The following is an 18,014-nucleotide window of genomic DNA, read 5'->3' on the forward strand; positions in this document are numbered from 1 at the left end:
ATAGCAAGTGATTCATATTAAAAGCCATATTATAATTATTGATTTGTACTTGGCATTTTTCTCTTGAAAATATAGCCAAACTATCCTCTTATCTGTCTTTTATCTCCCTCTATTTAGGTACAAGAAATTTACACGATATTGGACATTTATCATTACAATAGTAGACTTCCTACTTTTTAGTTTTGGAATTTTTAACCTGCTGCGTTTAACTTATTTTAGTTACCTACTTGTTTCTAACCTTGTTCTTTAATAAAGCATTCTTTTATGACCTCATCTGATACCGATAAAGACTCACTGCCAATAAATACCCCTCAAAACGCTAGCGAGCTTGCAGCCACGCGTAAGACTGACAACATTGACAATATCGACAACGAGGCTGTTATCGAAGCACAGGCGCATAGCGAAAGTAATAGTGATAATGCATTAGCAGAAGCGTCAAAAGATGCGCAGGTGCCTGAGGCAACCATCAAAATGGAAACGGTGGCACCCGATGTGGTGGTTGCTTCCTTAGAAACGCCAGAAGAAGTTGACGACTCTCAACCTGTTGATGAATTTACAAATGATAATGCAGACATTGACTTTACCGATACAGCGGAAGCGTTTTTTCAGGAGAAGGATAAAGCTGAGGTCAGCCGAGCAGATAAGACTGACTCTAGCCAGACAAATTCAAACAATATCCAACCTGATAAGTCACTCACTAAACAGAGCCTACAAGAAGATTCAAAACCAAGTTTAAATATAGAAAACGCGGACGAAAAAGAAGATAGCAAGCAAAACGAGCAGGACGTTACTCAAGTTCAAGATAGCAGCCAAACCAGCGATAGAACGGTGAAAAGTAGAACGGTGAAAGACGAAAACAACGCAGACGACACTGTAGAAGATAGCGAAGATGAAGAGATCAAAGAGAAAAAAGAGAAAAAAGAAGCCAAACTTGAGTCTTATAAGCAGTTTGTCGCCGAGCAATTCAGTAATAAAAAAGTAGACTATCCAGAAGTACGGGTCCGGATTGAGGCCAACGCCTTGCCGAGTAAAATGTATTTTGTGATGAATATCCTCTCGGCTATCATCGCAAGCTATGGTTTGGTGACCAATTCGGCGGCGGTGGTTATCGGCGCGATGCTGGTAGCAATGATGCTCGGTCCTATCACTGGCGTGGCGTTGGCGATTATTGACCACCGTATGCCGCTATTACGAAAATCACTTATTACAGTATTTCTTGGCATCTCTTTGGTGGTGTTGGTCGGTTTCATCGTCGGCTGGCTACATAAAGATCAACCACTTACTGTTGAGATATTATCGCGTACGCAGCCAACTTCGATGGATTTGATGATTGCTTTAGCTGGTGGTACGGCAGGTGCTTATGCGATGGTTTCGCCGCACCTATCGGTCGCTGTGGTTGGGGTCGCTGTGGCTACGGCATTGGTGCCACCGCTTGCCGCCAGTGGGATATTATTTGCCAATGGTGAGATGCAAATGGGACTTGGCGCGCTGCTATTGGCCTTGACCAATATTATCGCCATTCAATTTACCAACGCTTTGGTACTATGGCTACTAGGTTTTCGCCGCTTGGTCGATGATGATTATAAATCAAGTACTTATTGGACCTTTTTACGGCGTAATGCGGTGACGTTATTGTTATTGGGCGTTTTAGGGACCTATTTAACCATCAACCTACAAACCAACGCCAAGCAGCAAGGGTTTGAAAGTAGCGTCAAAGAGACGATTAATAGCTATTTTAGCGACAAGGGCAACGTGCTGACCAATACCCAGTTCGATAAAGACACTACCAATCAAGTCGTGCGCGCGGTGATTCGCGGCGAGACCACCCCTACCTTTTATGACGTCCGCCAAATTGAGGCGATTATTAGCCAAGATATGGCAGATAATTTTCCCGACTATTTACCGATACGCTTACAGCTACGCTATATGCCCGTGCAGGTGATTGAGTCGCATCCACTTATTCAAGATAAGCTCGATAAAACCGATGTGACCATTTTAACCAACTGATGTGTTTGGCGGTTTAATTTATCCTAGTCACTTAATACAAGCGCTTGCTTAATAAAGAAAATTAAGCCTTATTTCCGCTGCGTTTGCTGATGAATCTTCAACACGCTTGGTACGTTTGTGCTAAAATCGCTTGCAAAATTATTTTACTTATTCTATTTAATAAAACCATTCGTCAGTAAGGAGCCGCTGTGAGCCAGCCATTTCGCTCAGCCGATATTCGTCAAGCTTTTATCGATTTTTTCATAAGCAAGCAGCACACCCCCGTCGCCTCGTCGAGCTTGATTCCCTACAATGACCCGACATTGCTATTTACCAATGCCGGTATGAATCAGTTTAAAGAGACTTTTTTGGGTATGGAGCCGCGCGACTATACGCGTGCGGTGAGCTCACAAAAATGCGTCCGTGCCGGTGGTAAACACAACGATTTGGATAATGTCGGTTATACGGCGCGCCATCATACGTTTTTTGAGATGCTCGGCAACTTCTCGTTTGGCGATTATTTTAAGCAAGCGGGTATTGCTTATATTTGGGAATTTTTAACTTCCGATAAATGGTTGGCAATCGATAAAGACCGCTTGTATGTGACCATTTATGAAACTGATGATGAAGCCTTTGATATTTGGCATAAAGACATTGGCTTGCCTAGTGAGCGCATCATCCGTATTGGTGATAATAAAGGCGCACCGTACGCCTCTGATAACTTTTGGACCATGGGTGATACCGGTCCTTGTGGCCCTTGTACCGAAGTTTTTTATGACCATGGCTCTGATATCGAAGGCGGATTGCCGGGTACGCCAGAAGAAGATGGCGACCGCTATATCGAGATTTGGAACTGCGTCTTTATGCAGTTTAACCGTCAAAAAGACGGTACCATGCTGCCGCTACCTGCGCCGAGCGTCGATACTGGCATGGGGCTTGAGCGTATTAGCGCCATCATGCAAGGCGTGCATGGCAACTATGAGATAGATTTATTTATCCATCTAATGGATGCGGCGGCTAAGATTTTAGATATTGAAAACGAGCAACAATCCTCATTAAAAGTCATCGCCGACCATATTCGTGCCGTGGCCTTTTTGATTGCTGATGGCGTAACCCCTAGTAACGAAGGGCGTGGTTATGTACTGCGCCGTATCATTCGCCGTGCCGTACGTCATGGCAATAAACTTGGTGCGGACAGTGAATTCTTTTATAAAATGGTCGCGCCTTTGGTTGCTGAGATGGGCGACGCCTATCCCGAGCTAAAAGACAAACAAAGCGCGATTGAAAATGCCATTCAAAAAGAAGAAGCCCAATTTGCCAAAACCTTAGCACAAGGGTTACGCTTGCTTGCCAGCGAGCTTGAAGGCTTGCAAGACGGCGATACCCTCTCTGGTGAAGCAGCATTTAAACTTTATGATACTTATGGTTTCCCCGTTGATTTGACCGCTGATATCACCCGTGAGCGCGGCATTGTGATTGATGAAGCAGAATTCGATGAGCACATGCAAGCACAGCGTGAACGTGCGCGTGATGCGGGCAAATTCGACGTTGATTATAGTAGCGTCATTCAAGTAGACAACCCAACGACCTTTGTCGGCTACGAACAGCTTGAAGAAGACGGCGTTACCATCCATGCGCTTTATCAAGACGGCAATCCAGCCGAGAGCTTGGCCGAAGGCATGGAAGGCGTTATTGTCCTTGACCGTACCCCGTTTTATGCTGAAGGCGGTGGTCAGGTGGGTGAGCTGGGTGAAATTCGCACAGCGACAGGTGTTTTTGAAGTGCAAGACACCAAAAAATCTGGCCAAGCCATTATCCATTATGGCGTGGTCACTATGGGCGAAATTAACGCTCAGCAAACGGCTGATGCGCAGGTATTGTCCAGCATTCGTGCGGCGAGTGCCAAAAACCATTCGGCGACGCATTTATTGCATGCGGCATTAAGAGAAGTACTGGGCGATGCAGTCACACAAAAAGGCTCATTAGTCTCAAGCGAAGTATTACGTTTTGACTTTTCTTATGACAAACCGGTTAGCGCTGCTGAAATTAGCCGTATCGAACGTCTTGTCAATGAGCAAATTCAAGCCAACACCCCTGCCCGTATCGAGCATATGTCTATCGATGAAGCGATGAAACAAGGTGCGATGGCGTTATTTGGCGAAAAATATGGTAATGATGTACGCGTTTTGACCATGGGTACCGATAGCATCGTTGATGGTCAACGCAAGCCGTTCTCTATCGAGCTATGCGGTGGCCTTCATGTCCAGCGTACGGGTGATATTGGGGTGTTAAAAATCACCAGTGAATCAGGTATTGCTGCGGGTATTCGCCGTATTGAAGCGGTCACTGGGATGAATGCCATTAAAAACATGCAGCAAAGCGAGCAGCAACTAAGCGAGCTTGCAGCTCAGCTAAAAGTCAAACGTCCAGAGGTTGCACAGCGTGTGCGCACCATGGCAGATAAGCAGCGTGATTTGGAAAAACAACTAGAACGCTTAGAGCAAAAAATTGCTAGCGCCCAAGCGGCAAACTTGCTTGATGACGTGCAGACCATCGCTGGTACATCGGTACTTATTAGCACTTTAAGTGGCGTTGATGGCAAATCCATTCGTACCTTGATAGACGATGTGAAATCAAAACTGCCGTACAGCATCATCGTGCTGATTGGCGATAAAGATGAGCAGCTGGCACTGGCAGCAAGCGTTGACAAATCGCTGACCGATCGCGTCAAAGCGGGCGATATTATTCGTCATTTGGCAAGCGAGCTTGGCGGTAAAGGCGGCGGTAAGCCTGATTATGCCCAAGGCGGTGCGCCAAAATCTGCCAATATCAATACCGTTATCAGTGCACTAAGCGCTTGGGTTGCAGAAAAGCTTGCGTAAATAGTAGGAATATAGGCGATTGGTTATAACGGTTATAACCAATCGCCATATATCTAATGCTTGCTAGCACTTAAAGTTATACCGCTAATATGGTATAAAGTAGCACGCTTAACGACTGTCAGCATATCAAGTGTATGGGTATAAACAGTAAAATAGCAGAGCAAATAAAGGGCGCAATTTTTATAATTCGGCTTTATCGTTATTAAAATGAATCTTGCACTGTCATGGCAGACCGCGCCATGATGGATTGATGTCGATAAGTAACAGATGGCCATTGGTGAATAATAGGTAGATTTTTATGGCGTTAATAGTACAAAAATACGGCGGCACCTCGATGGGCAGTATCGACCGCATCAAAAATGTCGCCAAACGAGTCAAACGTTGGCATGACAACGGTCATCAAGTGATCGTAGTTGTGTCTGCCATGAGCGGTGAAACCAACCGTTTGATTGATTTAGCACGCCAAATCAGCAGCCAACCTGATCCACGCGAATACGACCAAATGGTCTCAACGGGCGAACAGGTTTCTATCTCTTTACTGGCGATGGCGATTAAAGAGCTTGGTATTGGCGCCCGTTCATTCACCGGTCGTCAGGTCGCCATTAAAACCGATAGTGCCCACACCAAAGCGCGTATCGAAAGCATTGATGACAAAAACATCCGTGAGCAACTAGATGCAGGCAACATTGTCATCGTGGCAGGTTTCCAAGGTATCGATGAAGAAGGTAACGCCACAACCTTAGGTCGCGGCGGCTCGGATACCACAGGTGTGGCCATTGCCGCAGCCTTAGGCGCTGATGAATGCCAAATCTATACCGATGTCGATGGCGTTTATACCACTGACCCACGCGTGACCTCAAAAGCCAAAAAACTTGAAAAGATTACCTTTGAAGAAATGCTTGAGATGGCAAGCCTTGGCTCTAAGATTTTACAGATTCGCTCAGTAGAGTTTGCTGGCAAATACGGCGTGCCTCTACGCGTATTATCTAGCTTTGATGAAAACAACGATGGTAGCTTCGACCAAGACTTTCAAGACAATGTCGGCACCCTAATTACGATAGACGAAGGAGACAACATGGAACAGGCAATCATCTCAGGTATCGCTTTTAATCGCGACGAAGCAAAAATAGTCGTGCGCGGTGTACCCGATCATCCTGGTATCGCCTCTGCCATCCTAAGCCCTATCGGTCGCGCCAATATCGAAATCGATATGATCGTGCAAAACTTATCGACCAATGGCACTACTGACTTTACTTTTACCGTCAACCGTACGGACATGGATAAAACCATGAAAGTGCTAGAAAACGAAGTCAAAGATGAAATTGGTGCCAAAGAGATCTTGGCCAATAACGAAGTGGTAAAAGTGTCATTGGTCGGGGTTGGTATGCGCTCGCATGCAGGAGTTGCCAGCCTTATGTTCCAGACTTTGGCCGAAAACAACATCAATATCCAAATGATATCGACCAGTGAAATAAAAGTTTCGGTACTTATCCAAGAGCAGCATTTAGAAAAGGCCGTGAAATCGTTACACACCGCCTTTGGTCTTGACCGTGAAGACGGCGACAGCACAATCGCTGGGTTATAATGTGTAAAGGCTATACATTATATCGCTGTAAGATACTTCTGGTTTAATAACGATTGGCTAAATAGCGATTATTTTTTAGTAAAACTTTGATTAAATAGAGTCTTTTTAGGCTCTATTTTCTTTTATTACTATTGCTCAGGTAAGTATATACCTAATAGTTTTGTGAAAATCCGTGACAGTATCTGTTATGCCCCCTATAATGGGGCTTTCATTTGGGCTAAATGAATTTATCTATCATTACCGCTATGAGTATTAGGTGACGCAGAGTTTTTATAATGACTGCTCTGCCTATTTAGTACTAGAGTAATGTCCTGTAATTGAGACGCAATCTGATGAGTAATAATCTGTTGATGCGACATAAGGAGTGTGACGCATGTTAATTTTGACACGCCGCGTGGGCGAAACGCTAATGATTGGCGATGAGGTCAGTGTGACTGTCCTAGGCGTTAAAGGCAATCAAGTACGAATCGGCGTCAATGCGCCAAAAGATATTGCGGTACACCGTGAAGAGATTTATCAGCGTATTCAGCATGAACGCACGGTACAATCGCAAATGCAACATCTTGAGCAAGGCAGCTTTGCACCTTCATTCGATGATGAAGACTATTTTAATCGCTAAGTTGATCGCTTGTTCGTTAACTAACTATCAATAATTATTGGGCATAAATTAAGCACCCTATTTTTGCTTTCTAATCTGCTCTGAGGTCATGTATTTATGAGTATCCGTCAATCAGATGTATCGGCTCTACTTAATGGTTTGAATAAAAAAGCCATTGGATTCAATGATGTCATCAGCTTTATTGATGATTTTTATCGCTATGCGCCAGCGCCTTTTGTTAATGGTATGCTGCACAATGCAGCGGGCGAAAACGAAGGCAGCGCCAAGATTTTTGGTTTCGCTAAGCACCATGGTCTAAACCAATTGGACACGCTAAAGCTGTTTGGTGAACATTATGCCAAGGTACAAGCGACGCCAAAGGGTACCGACCATGCCAATATTCGTAACTTTTTACATTGGGGCTGGCAAGGATTTTTGATGGAAAAAAATCCATTAACGCCGCGTCCAAGTGTTGATACTAGCGCGCTGTAGTTTTCTATTTTCGCTAACTATCTATTTTAAAAGTATTAAAAAAGCCACGCTATGCAATTAGCGTGGCTTTTTGCTGTTTCCTACCTTCAATTTGGTGCTTTTGGCTTAATGCCGCTTAGCCGCTTATTTATCTCAATTAATTGCGACAAAGCTATTGCTTATTTATTGTGGAATTTAACGGGTTGTACTGCCCCTTTAGGATTGGGCATATTGGGATAATGATGCTCGTGCTCGACATCACATTCCGCGCCCACGACAGAGCCATCGTCTCGCACGGGTTTATGAATATAGCCAGTACGCTCGGCTGGCGGCAGGTGCTCATGCTCCCATACCATCACCGCTTGCATACAAGTTTCGCGCTGCTCAGGCGTGAGCTTACGACCATCCGGCCATTTACCCAGCTCAATGGCTTGGCGAAACTTCTCTACCACTTCTGGTGTGACACTTGCTAATATCGTTTGTTTGTCCATCGTACCTACTCTCCGCGACTATTTTATAATCCAGTACTGTTTTGAGAAATCTAGCACTGCATTCATTCTTCTATAATATCATCATCGATGTCCATACTGAATTCTTCGGCATGGACGTTCCAGTGTAATTTGGTGCGGCAGGCTTCATAAAAATCAAACCCTGGCGGATGGAGCAAGGTCAGCTTATCAGGATGCTTACGAATATAAAGGCGCTGCTCTTGGTCGAGCGCGATACTCGGCTTACCATCGGCACTGACTTGTGGCTGGGTGCGGTTGTCCTCATGAATACGAATACAAATCTCGCTGGTGCCGCTAACCACAATCGGACGACTGGATAAGGTATGTGGATGCATCGGCACCAAACAAATGGCATCCATACTCGGATGAATAATCGGACCACCACCTGAAAGTGCATAAGCAGTGGAACCTGTCGGCGTCGCCACAATGAGACCATCGCTATGCTGACGATAGACATCGTGCCCGTCAATTTTCATCTGAAAATCAATCATGTGCACCGATTTACCCGCATGTAGCACCACATCGTTGAGCGCCATATCTTCGTGAATGATTTTTCGCCCTTCGCGAATCTCCATGGTCAGCAAAAACCTGTGGTCTAACTGATAATCGCCCATCAATACTTGGCGTAGTTTAAAGGCCGCTTCATTGGGCTTAACATCGGCCAAAAACCCCAAACGACCACGGTTGACCCCTAGAACTGGCACCCGATAACGCGCCAATGCTTCGGCGGCATGCAATATCGAACCATCGCCGCCTACTACGATAACTAAATCGCAAATCTCACCAATCAAGCTACGTTTGACGATTTTAACTTTTTCAATTTCGGTGAGGTTCAAAGTAGGCAAATTGGCCGTCTGCACATCCATAATCAATGTCAGATTCATCTCATTGATGGTATTGGCAATCTGTACCAGACTTTGGGTCACGCTGCGTTTTCCGGCGCGGCCCATCAAACCAATGCGCCTAAACGCTGGGTTTTTGATGGCATGAAACAGCTCTGATTCATGTAAGTGCGGCAATCGGGCGGACTGCGCTGAGTTTTCCATAAAACGACTCGGCATAACGATAAAATACAGTGCAATGATAACGAGAAATCAGCGCTTAGACTAGCATGTTTATGAAGTTTCGTTGTTAACTGTCGTAATTGGCCCCATATATCCTCTATCATACGCCACTTTTAAGCGTATTTGTTTTGCTACTCATTACCGCTTTATATGTCGATATTCCCTAGTTAATTAAGGCTCGATAGCTATGTGATGCCTTGCATGCGCTCACGTAAACACAGTTGACAATAATGGCGGTTTTGCTAAAGTAGCTGGCATCTTAGTTATTTATATTTTAAAAAGGACAACTTTATGGCAAATCCTATTGTCAGTCGCGCAGAGCTTGCCGTTGGCGGCGCGCCGATGACGGTAAAGGGTGTGATTCAAAAGACCAGTTTATTGCTTGGACTATCGGCGATTACGGGTATTGGATTTTTCTTTTATGCGTTAATGGCAGGCCTATCACAAGGCTTTATCACCATGGCCGCTTTTGGTAGTATGTTTGCCGCCTTTGGTCTTGCTATTTTTATTACCTTTAAGCCGCAAAAAGCCAAAACTTTTGCCGTACCTTATGCGTTATTGGAAGGTATCTTTTTAGGTGGTATCTCGCTATTTTTTATGCGCATGTACCCAAGCGTGCCTGTCACTGCGATGTGTGCGACCTTTGTCACCGCAGCGGTCATGCTAGGGCTGTATCGCTCAGGTTTGGTTAAAGTTACTGAGAAATTCCGCTCAATCGTCACCTCAGCATTGATTGCTATCATGTTGGTTTATGTGGCGCAGTGGGTGCTATCTTTAGCGTTCGGCTCGAGCTTACCTTTCTTATTCGAAGGTGGCGCTATCGCTATCGGCTTTAGCTTATTTGTGATTGTTATCGCCTCTTTTACGCTGCTATTGGACTTTGATAATATCGATCGCGGTGTGGCGATGGGCGTATCAGAAGACTACGAATGGTTATTTAGTATCGGTATTCTTGCGACGCTAGTGTGGATGTATATCGAATTTATGCGTCTGCTAAGTTACCTGCAAGACTAATCTAAACCCTGTTTAGCCGTTATTTAAAATAATTAAAATAAAAAAAACCGTCTTTATAAAGACGGTTTTTTTGTGGGTAATTTTTGAGGTTTATATAAATAAGTTTAAGCTGCTTTACATTAAGCACGCTTTAGACGCAGCGCGTTTAATACCACAAATAATGAGCTTAACGACATACCAATCGCCGCAAGCCAAGGCGGCACATAGCCTAAAGCTGCGGGTATCAAGACGCTACTATTATAAATTAGCGCCCAACGTAAGTTTTGCTTAATAATACGTTTGGTCTTATCAGCGATACGCTTCGCCGCCGTGATAGCTTCGATTTGACCATTTAGAATGATACTGTCACTCGAGACTTGCGCCAAATCTGCTGCGCCCGCAATCGAGGTTGAGACATCTGCCGCTGCTAAAACAGGCGCATCATTAATACCGTCACCAACCATGAGTACGACGGCCCCTTTTGCTTGCAGCGCTTGAATATGATTGACTTTATCGGTTGGCGACAGGCCGTTATAAGCGGCTTTCATGCCTAACTCTTCCGCCATTACCAGTGCTTGTGGACTTGGGTCACCGGTTAGCATGACCGGCTCAATACCTGATTTTTTGAGAGCGGCGAGCATAGACGGCGCACTATCACGTACCTTATCGTTAAAGTAAAAACCTGCCAGCGCTTGCCATGCATTTGACGGACTATTTTGACAAGACAATACCACCGCCGAGCTGGCACGATGAGTGGCTAAATCAATGGTTAACGCATTATTTTGTTGAGAATCAGTATTCGCTTTATCCATGGCAAAATCGACATGACCGATGCGATATAGGACGCCATCAATCATTGCCTCTACCCCGCCTGCAGGATAGTATTGCAACGACTGCGTCGCAGGCAGATGTAATTGATAAGCGGCGGTGAGCAAAGCGTGAGCAATCGGATGGCGGCTGCCCACTTCAAGCGCGGCGGCAATCGCTAATAGCTTGTCTTTTTCTTCATTGCTAGCAGCTGTCGTATCATTAGTTGCCAATCGCTCGATATTTAATAAATTGGGCTTACCATAAGTCAGCGTGCCTGTTTTATCAAACGCCACATGGGTAATCTCAGCAAGGGTTTGCAGCGTATGGCCTCGTGTGGTTAAAAAGCCATAACTCGCCAATCGATTGGTCGCTACCGTCAGCGCAATCGGTGTCGCTAAGGAGAGCGCACACGGACAGGTCGCCACCAATACCGCCACCGTTGCCCAAATTGCTTGGCTTGGGTCGACGATATACCAACCAATGAACACCAAAGCTGATAATACTAAAATCCGCGCTACAAACCAACGCGCCAGCTTATCCGCTTGCTGAGCGAGTTTTGGTTTCTCACTCATCGCCCGATTCATCAGCCTATCAATCAACCCTATCTGGCTGTCTTCTGGCAATGCCGTCACTAACATCTCAAACGGCTGACTGTCGTTTTGGGCGCCGCCAACGATATAATCGCCTTGGGTTTTGATGATTAAATCGCCCTCACCAGTTAGCAGGCTTTGCGAGACGGTCGCTGTAGAGCTAAGCAAGATACCATCGCTGATAATCTCAGAGCCTGCTTCCACCATAATAATATCGCCCACTTGCAAGCTATGAGCGGTCACCATCTGCCTTTTTTCTGGCACGGCTTCTGTCTGCGCTATATTTGATGGTTTATGATTTGCTCGCTGCCAGTCTTGAGCGATACGTGACGTCAATTGCTGAATATTGGCATCCATGCTTTGCTTAAAGTTGGGCATCGTTTTTGCGCTAGTGGTTGTGCCCTTTGTCGCTAAATTATTATTTGGATTAAGCACCTGTTCAGCACTATTATCAGAAAGAGCGTCATTATCAAAGATAGTATTATTAAGCGTATTTTGCTCTATGAGCTGCAAGATACGCGCCGCCGCGTCTTTATCTTCAGCAATTTTTTGTACCAAGACGGGCTCGACCACCACCAAGTCATTGGCCATAGTGGCGGCTTTTAAGCGTGCATTATGCTCAATATAACGCCCAGCCAATAAGAAGAAAATGAACATACTGACCGAATCAAAGTACGTTTCCCCTTGCCCGGTAATGGTCGCATAAAGACTGGCAAAGAAGGTCACCACTAAGGCGATACTAACCGGCACATCCATATTGACTTGGCGGGCACGAATCGCTGACCATGCTGAGGTAAAAAACGGCACACCGGCATAAAAGAACACCGGCGTACTCACAAATAGCGACACCCAACGTAGAAAATCACGCTGAAAAATAAGCATGTCGCTATATTCGCCAAAATAAATCGCTACCGCATACATCATTGCTTGCATCGAGCCGAGCGCCGCGATACCAAGCCGTAATAGCATCTGACTGTTATGACGTGCCAGCATGGCCTCATGGGTATCTTGACGATAAGGCTTGGCTTCGTAGCCAATCTCATTGATAACGCCCAAAATACGACTAATCGGCAGCTTATCTTCGTCCCAAATCACCCGCATGCGCTGATTGGTTAAATTAACCTGACATTGGCTGATGCCATCTAACTCATCTAGCCGCGACTCAATCAGCCACGTACAGGCCGCACAGCGCAGATTATTGACCGATAGTTCTGCTACCGACATGCCGTCTTGGGCGTAGACAAATTGAGATTTTATTTCATCGTGATCATAAGCTTCAAGGCGCGTCAGCTGGGTTGGTAAACTTGCCGTACGGTTAATCTCCGAGCGGTCAAGATAGTATTGCTCAAGCCCTGCCTCGACAATACTTTGCGACGCTAACTGACAGCCCATACAGCACATCTCGCGCGACTGACCTAAAATATCGGTATGAAACGGCGGCTCTGGTACCGGATCACCGCAATGAAAACAATGACCGGCAAGCGGCAACACCAGACCCTCAGTAATCGAGTGGTCTTGATAGTGGCGGTTGTTATTTGCTGGCATAGATGAGGGAATACTAGACATAATCGCGCTATTTCCTTTCGACAAGTTTACTTGCAGCCGACCGGCTTTTAATAAACTTGCTCTGATTAACGAGAGTCAATCCCTATGTAAAAAAGCGATTGAATTATCTGCCTTTAACACAGCTACTTTACATAGATATTGGCACAACGTTATTGGCACAATGATATTGGCATAAATGAGACTAAAAAATCGGTAAAAACTATTAATAAAAGGGGTCGATAAAACTGTTGGTATCAACCTAATTATTAATATAAACATTATACTACAAGCGCGCGGCGTAAGCAGCCTAGCCCTTTATCCCAAAACATTAATACCTCCAAAACACCTACTACGAAAGTCTAACGCCTGCTTAATGAATGCAGGCGTTGATGATGATAGATTGAAAAATTTGTCAATTTGCGTCATTATGAGGCAGTTTTTTATCCCAAAATGGTGTGTCATCAGTGCAAAAGTCTAATTCTAAGCGACTACAGTCGTCTAAGCCTGCTATCAATACGCTACCCTCACAGCAGCGCGGCGTGGTGTTTAGTGGTATTTTATTAATCGTCATTATCGCAGCTATGGTGCTATTGGCGCTATATTTGGTCAAACTTGATCGCACCATTACCCACAAGTTTGAGGGCAAGCGCTGGGACATTCCTGCTAAGGTTTACTCGCAGCCCCTAGAGCTGTATCAGGGTGCCAATGTCGATACAGACACCATGAAAACTTGGCTTAAGCTGCTCAATTATCAGAGCAACAAGGCTTATGATCGCACCGGTACCTACCATAAATCTGGCAATACCTACTTTATCCATACGCGCGGCTTTACGTATAGCGCCAACGACGTCGATAAAGAGCAAGTCATCAAAATGACCATTGCTGGCAATAAGATTGAGTCGGTACAAAGCACCCAGCCTGCCAAAACTGGCATTATTCGTCTGGAGCCAGTAAACATCGGCGGTATTTATCCAGACAGTAACGAAGATCGCATGGTGGTGACGCTCGATCAAGTACCGCAGCCGCTGATTGACGCGCTTATCGCTACCGAGGATCGCGGTTTTTATGAGCACAAAGGCGTCTCGATACGCGGTATCGCGCGTGCGGTATTAAACAACTTTACCGGTGGCCCTAGACAGGGCGGCTCGACCATCACTCAGCAGCTGATTAAAAACTTTTATCTGAACTCCGATCGGACGATGAAACGTAAAGCCAATGAGGCATTGATGGCGGTGTTACTTGAGCTGCATTATAGTAAAGATGAGATTCTACAAACCTATCTAAACGAGATTTACTTGGGTCAAAACGGCAATCGCTCTATCAATGGCTTTGGCCTTGCCTCGCAATTTTATTTTGATAAACCCCTCAAAGAGCTGCGTTTAGACCAACAGGCGCTACTTGTTGGTATGGCAAAAGGCCCGAGCGTTTATAACCCGCGCCGTCATCCAAACGATTCGACAGCGCGCCGTAATACCGTACTGAATAATATGCTAGCAGTCGGTAAAATTAGCCAAGAAGAGTACGAAAAAGCGATAGAAAAACCACTCGATGTGGCAGACAAACCCGTCGAAGGCAAAAGCCAGTTTCCTGATTTTTTAGATATCGTCAAGCGTGAATTGAACAAAGTCTATTATTCTGATGATCTAAAAAACGAAGGTCTGATTATCATCAGTACCTTAGATCCTATTGCCCAATTGGCAGCGGACAAAGCGGTTGAGAGAAAACTTGGTGAGCTACGTCGTCGCGGTAGCAAAACCAAAGATTTACAAGGCGCATTGGTCAGTGCCAATCCTGAAACTGGCGAGCTGGTGGCAGTGGTCGGTAGTGGCAGTGAATTTACTGGTTTTAACCGTGCTGTCGATGCCAAGCGTCAAGTCGGCTCGTTATTAAAGCCGATTATCTATATGACGGCGCTTGAAAGCGGGCGCTATAATTTGGCAAGCTCGGTCGATGATTCACCGATTACGGTCAATCTGAGTGACGGTACTGAGTGGAATCCAAAGAACTATGACAATCGTGACCATGGTTACGTGCCGTTTACCACCGCTTTGTCGCAATCGTATAATCACAGCGCGGTACGTTTGGGTATGGAGTTTGGCGTTAATACCTTTGCCAAACAGCTACAGCGCATGGGCGTAAAAGAGAAAATCCCGCCTTATCCTTCGGCTTTATTAGGCTCGGTTAATCTTAGCCCAATGGATATGCTGGGCGTTTACCAAGTATTCGCTACCGGTGGTTTCCGCACGCCTATTCATAGTATTCGTAGTGTTATTGATGATCGCGGACATATTTTGCAGCGTACCGGTTTAAATACCCAGCGTAGTATTCCGCCTGAGACCAACTTTTTGATTAACTATGCCTTGCAAGACGTGGTCAAAAACGGCACGGCCAGACGCATACAATCGCTTGGCAGCAACTTAAACCTTGCGGGTAAAACCGGCACTACCAACGACTACCGTGATGCTTGGTTTGCTGGCTACAGTGGCAACTATGTTAGCGTGGTTTGGGTCGGCCGTGATGACAATAAGCCCATCGGTCTAAGCGGTGGTAGTGGCGCTTTGCCAGTTTGGGTCGATTATATGAATCGTCTCAAACTGACCCCTGTCGCGCTGCCAGAGCCCGAAGGAATTGAGTGGTTGTGGCTTGAGAACAACTCTGGCAAGTTGTCTAATGAACGCTGTGCTGATGCGCGCTATCTGCCAGTGATGTCAGCGTATCTACCCGAAGAAGCCAGCAGTTGTGCTATTAGCTTATATCAGCAAGAGCGTGCCCGCGAGCAGATACAATGGCAAAATGAGCAAGGCTCTATCAATCAGCAGCGCCGCCGTGAAGGTTTGGATATTCCTAATGGCGAAGCCGTTGATACGGATAACGACGATGGCGATGCTGATAATGCTGAGCAAGAGGGCGGGTCGAGCAATCGTGCCGATACTTGGTATGACCGCGCCGTTGAGTGGTTCTAGGGTTTTTAAGACTTAAAAAAGGGTTTTAACATGGCTTTATTGATACAGCAAACTATCACCGCTAAGCAGGCTATTACTGCTCCATTTAAAATTGCTCGATTTAAAGTTGCGCCGTTTAACCTGCGAACTAAGCTCGTGAATACTACCCTAACGCTTAGCGCCGCTATCGGCGCAATGAGCTTGAGTGCATGCCAAACAGCGCCGACAGTTATCAAACCCGCTCCTGCGCAAACGTCAGTAGCTCAAAATCAGCAGCGAGCTGCAAAACAGCCAGTAACGGTAACCCAAGCACCCATTGTTCAAGGCGATGATAATAAGTACTCTACCGTGCCCAATACAGTGTCTACACAACCAACTTCGACAATGCAGTCATCCGAAGCAGAACAGGTGTATACGCCAGCAACACAAAGTCCAATCATCACACAGCCTGATAGCCAAGATACCATCATCCTTACGCCTTCTCGTGAAGATTACATCCTATCCGAACCATCGATTCCTTCACATAATGAGCTATTGGAGCGGGCGCGGCAAAACTCACAGCAGCGCCGTCAGCAAAGCACAGCCAATAATAGCAACTTGCCAGCCTTTCGTAATCTCATGCAAACAGGTACAGAGCAATTAAAGTCAGGCAATCTCAATGGCGCTGAGAGCAGCTTTACGCGTGCGCAGCGCCTCGCACCCAAATCATCAGCCGTCTATTTTTATTTGGCGCAAGTCGCTCTTAAAAAGAATCAACCACGTAAGGCTGAAGCGATGGCGCGCCGAGGTTTGACCGTTGCTCAAGACAGCACTCGCCGCCGCAACCTTTGGCAAATCATCTTGCAATCAGGACAAGCACAGGGTAACGCTCGCGTGATAAATGAGGCCAGACAGGCGCTGCGCCAATAGGACACATTCTCGTATTTACTATGACGACTGAATCTATAAGCGCTAAAATAGGCTTATAAATTTAGTCGTTAATTTTTTTATCCAGTTTTTTATTGGGTTTAATGACTGTTTTCTTTTACTCCTTTAATTCTTCACTTTTATTTTAGACTAAGGTTACCTTTATGGCATGGCAACAACTGCATTTACAATGTGAAAAAGACAATGTCGATCTCGCTGAGGCACTGTTATTAGAAGCTGGCGCGCTATCAATCGCTTTAGATGACGCAGGCGATCAGCCTTTATTTGAACCCCTTCCCGGTGAATCACCGCTATGGGATGAGGTCATACTCACAGGATTGTTTGACGCCAATACAGATGCTGGCAATCGTCAATTACTTGAGGAGTTAAGCCATGAAATCGGCGCACAAGTACAAGCCAGCCGAACGTGGGTCAACGCTGTCGATGATAAGGATTGGGAGCGCGAATGGATGTCCAATTATAAGCCAATCGAGTGCGCCAATAACTTATGGATTGTGCCTAATTGGCTAACACCGCCGAACCCTGACGCTACCAATATTATTATGGATCCAGGTTTGGCTTTTGGTACTGGCTACCATGCCACTACTCGCCTCTGTCTTGATTGGCTGACCGAGCAAGACCTGACCGATAAAGTTGTGATCGATTACGGCTGCGGCTCTGGTATTTTAGGTATTGCGGCGCTTTTACTGGGCGCGCGTCAAGTTTATGCGGTGGACATTGACCCACAAGCGGTGCTTGCGACCAATCAAAATGCGGCGCGCAATCATGTTGACGACCGCCTGCAAGCATTTTTGCCAGAAGACTTCAATAATTACTGGCAACAAAACGATATAAAACCCGTAGAAATCATGGTTGCTAATATTTTAGCCAAGCCACTCATTGGTTTAGCGCCTTATTTTGCGACCCTGATGGCACCCAAAAGCCGTATCGTGTTAGCAGGTTTGATTGAATCGCAAACCGAGCAGGTCAGCGAAGCGTATCAGCCTTACTTTTCGCTCGATCCTAAGCATGCTTTTACCGCGCAAGAAGATCAACATTGGCAGCGTTTATCTGGTACATTTACAGGCTAGCAACATTTAATTACATCTGTTACGATAGAGGAGCAGTTAAAT

Annotated in this window: 11 protein-coding genes and 1 pseudogene; 9 read left to right on the forward strand and 3 right to left on the reverse strand. The window is 45.7% G+C overall.

Going from position 1 to position 18,014, the window contains the following annotated elements; translation table 11 throughout:
- Window positions 1-264: 264 nt before the first annotated feature.
- The 5 genes and pseudogenes from A7325_RS02870 to A7325_RS02890 all read left to right on the forward strand — a co-directional run bounded on the left by A7325_RS02870 (window position 265) and on the right by A7325_RS02890 (window position 7,543).
- Window positions 265-2,007, forward strand: a complete 1,743-nt coding sequence (locus tag A7325_RS02870) for a TIGR00341 family protein (protein WP_082894263.1) — start codon at window positions 265-267, stop codon at window positions 2,005-2,007.
- A 188-nt stretch (window positions 2,008-2,195) separates the two neighbouring features.
- Complete coding sequence (gene alaS / locus A7325_RS02875; RefSeq protein ID WP_068404452.1) at window positions 2,196-4,868, forward strand: alanine--tRNA ligase; 2,673 nt, start codon at window positions 2,196-2,198, stop codon at window positions 4,866-4,868.
- 298 nt (window positions 4,869-5,166) lie between these two features.
- Window positions 5,167-6,453 carry an aspartate kinase gene (locus tag A7325_RS02880; protein ID WP_068404454.1) on the forward strand — a complete coding sequence of 429 codons (1,287 nt, stop codon included), beginning with the start codon at window positions 5,167-5,169 and terminating at the stop codon, window positions 6,451-6,453.
- A gap of 373 nt (window positions 6,454-6,826) precedes the next feature.
- A pseudogene (gene csrA / locus A7325_RS02885) lies at window positions 6,827-6,994 on the forward strand (carbon storage regulator CsrA); the annotation flags it as partial.
- Between the two features lie 174 nt (window positions 6,995-7,168).
- Window positions 7,169-7,543 carry a HopJ type III effector protein gene (locus A7325_RS02890; protein ID WP_068404458.1) on the forward strand — a complete coding sequence of 125 codons (375 nt, stop codon included), beginning with the start codon at window positions 7,169-7,171 and terminating at the stop codon, window positions 7,541-7,543.
- 158 nt (window positions 7,544-7,701) lie between these two features.
- Here A7325_RS02890 and A7325_RS02895 read toward each other — a convergent pair whose 3' ends face one another.
- Both A7325_RS02895 and A7325_RS02900 read right to left on the reverse strand, forming a co-directional pair.
- A complete protein-coding gene (locus A7325_RS02895) occupies window positions 7,702-8,013 on the reverse strand; it encodes a YeaC family protein (RefSeq protein ID WP_068404460.1) in 312 nt (103 codons plus the stop codon).
- Window positions 8,014-8,075: 62 nt separating this feature from the next.
- On the reverse strand, window positions 8,076-9,077 hold the full coding sequence (locus A7325_RS02900) for an NAD(+) kinase (protein WP_068404461.1): 1,002 nt from the start codon (window positions 9,075-9,077) through the stop codon (window positions 8,076-8,078).
- 309 nt (window positions 9,078-9,386) lie between these two features.
- Here A7325_RS02900 and A7325_RS02905 point away from each other — a divergent pair, with 309 nt between their 5' ends.
- Entirely contained in the window at window positions 9,387-10,109 is a 723-nt protein-coding gene (locus A7325_RS02905) for a Bax inhibitor-1/YccA family membrane protein (RefSeq protein WP_011280732.1), read from the forward strand.
- Window positions 10,110-10,228: 119 nt separating this feature from the next.
- Here A7325_RS02905 and A7325_RS02910 read toward each other — a convergent pair whose 3' ends face one another.
- Entirely contained in the window at window positions 10,229-13,054 is a 2,826-nt protein-coding gene (locus A7325_RS02910) for a heavy metal translocating P-type ATPase (RefSeq protein ID WP_068404463.1), read from the reverse strand.
- 443 nt (window positions 13,055-13,497) lie between these two features.
- Here A7325_RS02910 and mrcB point away from each other — a divergent pair, with 443 nt between their 5' ends.
- The 3 genes from mrcB (at window position 13,498) to prmA (ending at window position 17,972) form a co-directional block, all read left to right on the forward strand.
- Complete coding sequence (gene mrcB / locus A7325_RS02915) at window positions 13,498-15,996, forward strand: penicillin-binding protein 1B (protein ID WP_068404464.1); 2,499 nt, start codon at window positions 13,498-13,500, stop codon at window positions 15,994-15,996.
- 30 nt (window positions 15,997-16,026) lie between these two features.
- A complete protein-coding gene (locus A7325_RS02920; RefSeq protein WP_068404466.1) occupies window positions 16,027-16,884 on the forward strand; it encodes a tetratricopeptide repeat protein in 858 nt (285 codons plus the stop codon).
- A gap of 161 nt (window positions 16,885-17,045) precedes the next feature.
- On the forward strand, window positions 17,046-17,972 hold the full coding sequence (prmA, locus tag A7325_RS02925) for a 50S ribosomal protein L11 methyltransferase (protein WP_068404468.1): 927 nt from the start codon (window positions 17,046-17,048) through the stop codon (window positions 17,970-17,972).
- Window positions 17,973-18,014 lie beyond the last annotated feature (42 nt).

The organism is Psychrobacter sp. SHUES1 (assembly GCF_001652315.1).
In the GTDB taxonomy this organism is placed as follows: Bacteria; Pseudomonadota; Gammaproteobacteria; order Pseudomonadales; family Moraxellaceae; genus Psychrobacter; species Psychrobacter faecalis.

Excerpts from the sequence above, each read along its gene's own strand:
- A7325_RS02895 (WP_068404460.1), bottom strand. The coding sequence starts at position 8,013 with ATGGACAAACAAACGATATTAGCAAGTGTCACACCAGAAGTGGTAGAG.
- A7325_RS02905 (WP_011280732.1), top strand. The coding sequence starts at position 9,387 with ATGGCAAATCCTATTGTCAGTCGCGCAGAGCTTGCCGTTGGCGGCGCG.
- A7325_RS02870 (WP_082894263.1), top strand. The coding sequence starts at position 265 with ATGACCTCATCTGATACCGATAAAGACTCACTGCCAATAAATACCCCT.
- A7325_RS02880 (WP_068404454.1), top strand. The coding sequence starts at position 5,167 with ATGGCGTTAATAGTACAAAAATACGGCGGCACCTCGATGGGCAGTATC.
- A7325_RS02920 (WP_068404466.1), top strand. The coding sequence starts at position 16,027 with ATGGCTTTATTGATACAGCAAACTATCACCGCTAAGCAGGCTATTACT.
- A7325_RS02890 (WP_068404458.1), top strand. The coding sequence starts at position 7,169 with ATGAGTATCCGTCAATCAGATGTATCGGCTCTACTTAATGGTTTGAAT.
- A7325_RS02900 (WP_068404461.1), bottom strand. The coding sequence starts at position 9,077 with ATGGAAAACTCAGCGCAGTCCGCCCGATTGCCGCACTTACATGAATCA.
- A7325_RS02910 (WP_068404463.1), bottom strand. The coding sequence starts at position 13,054 with ATGTCTAGTATTCCCTCATCTATGCCAGCAAATAACAACCGCCACTAT.
- prmA (WP_068404468.1), top strand. The coding sequence starts at position 17,046 with ATGGCATGGCAACAACTGCATTTACAATGTGAAAAAGACAATGTCGAT.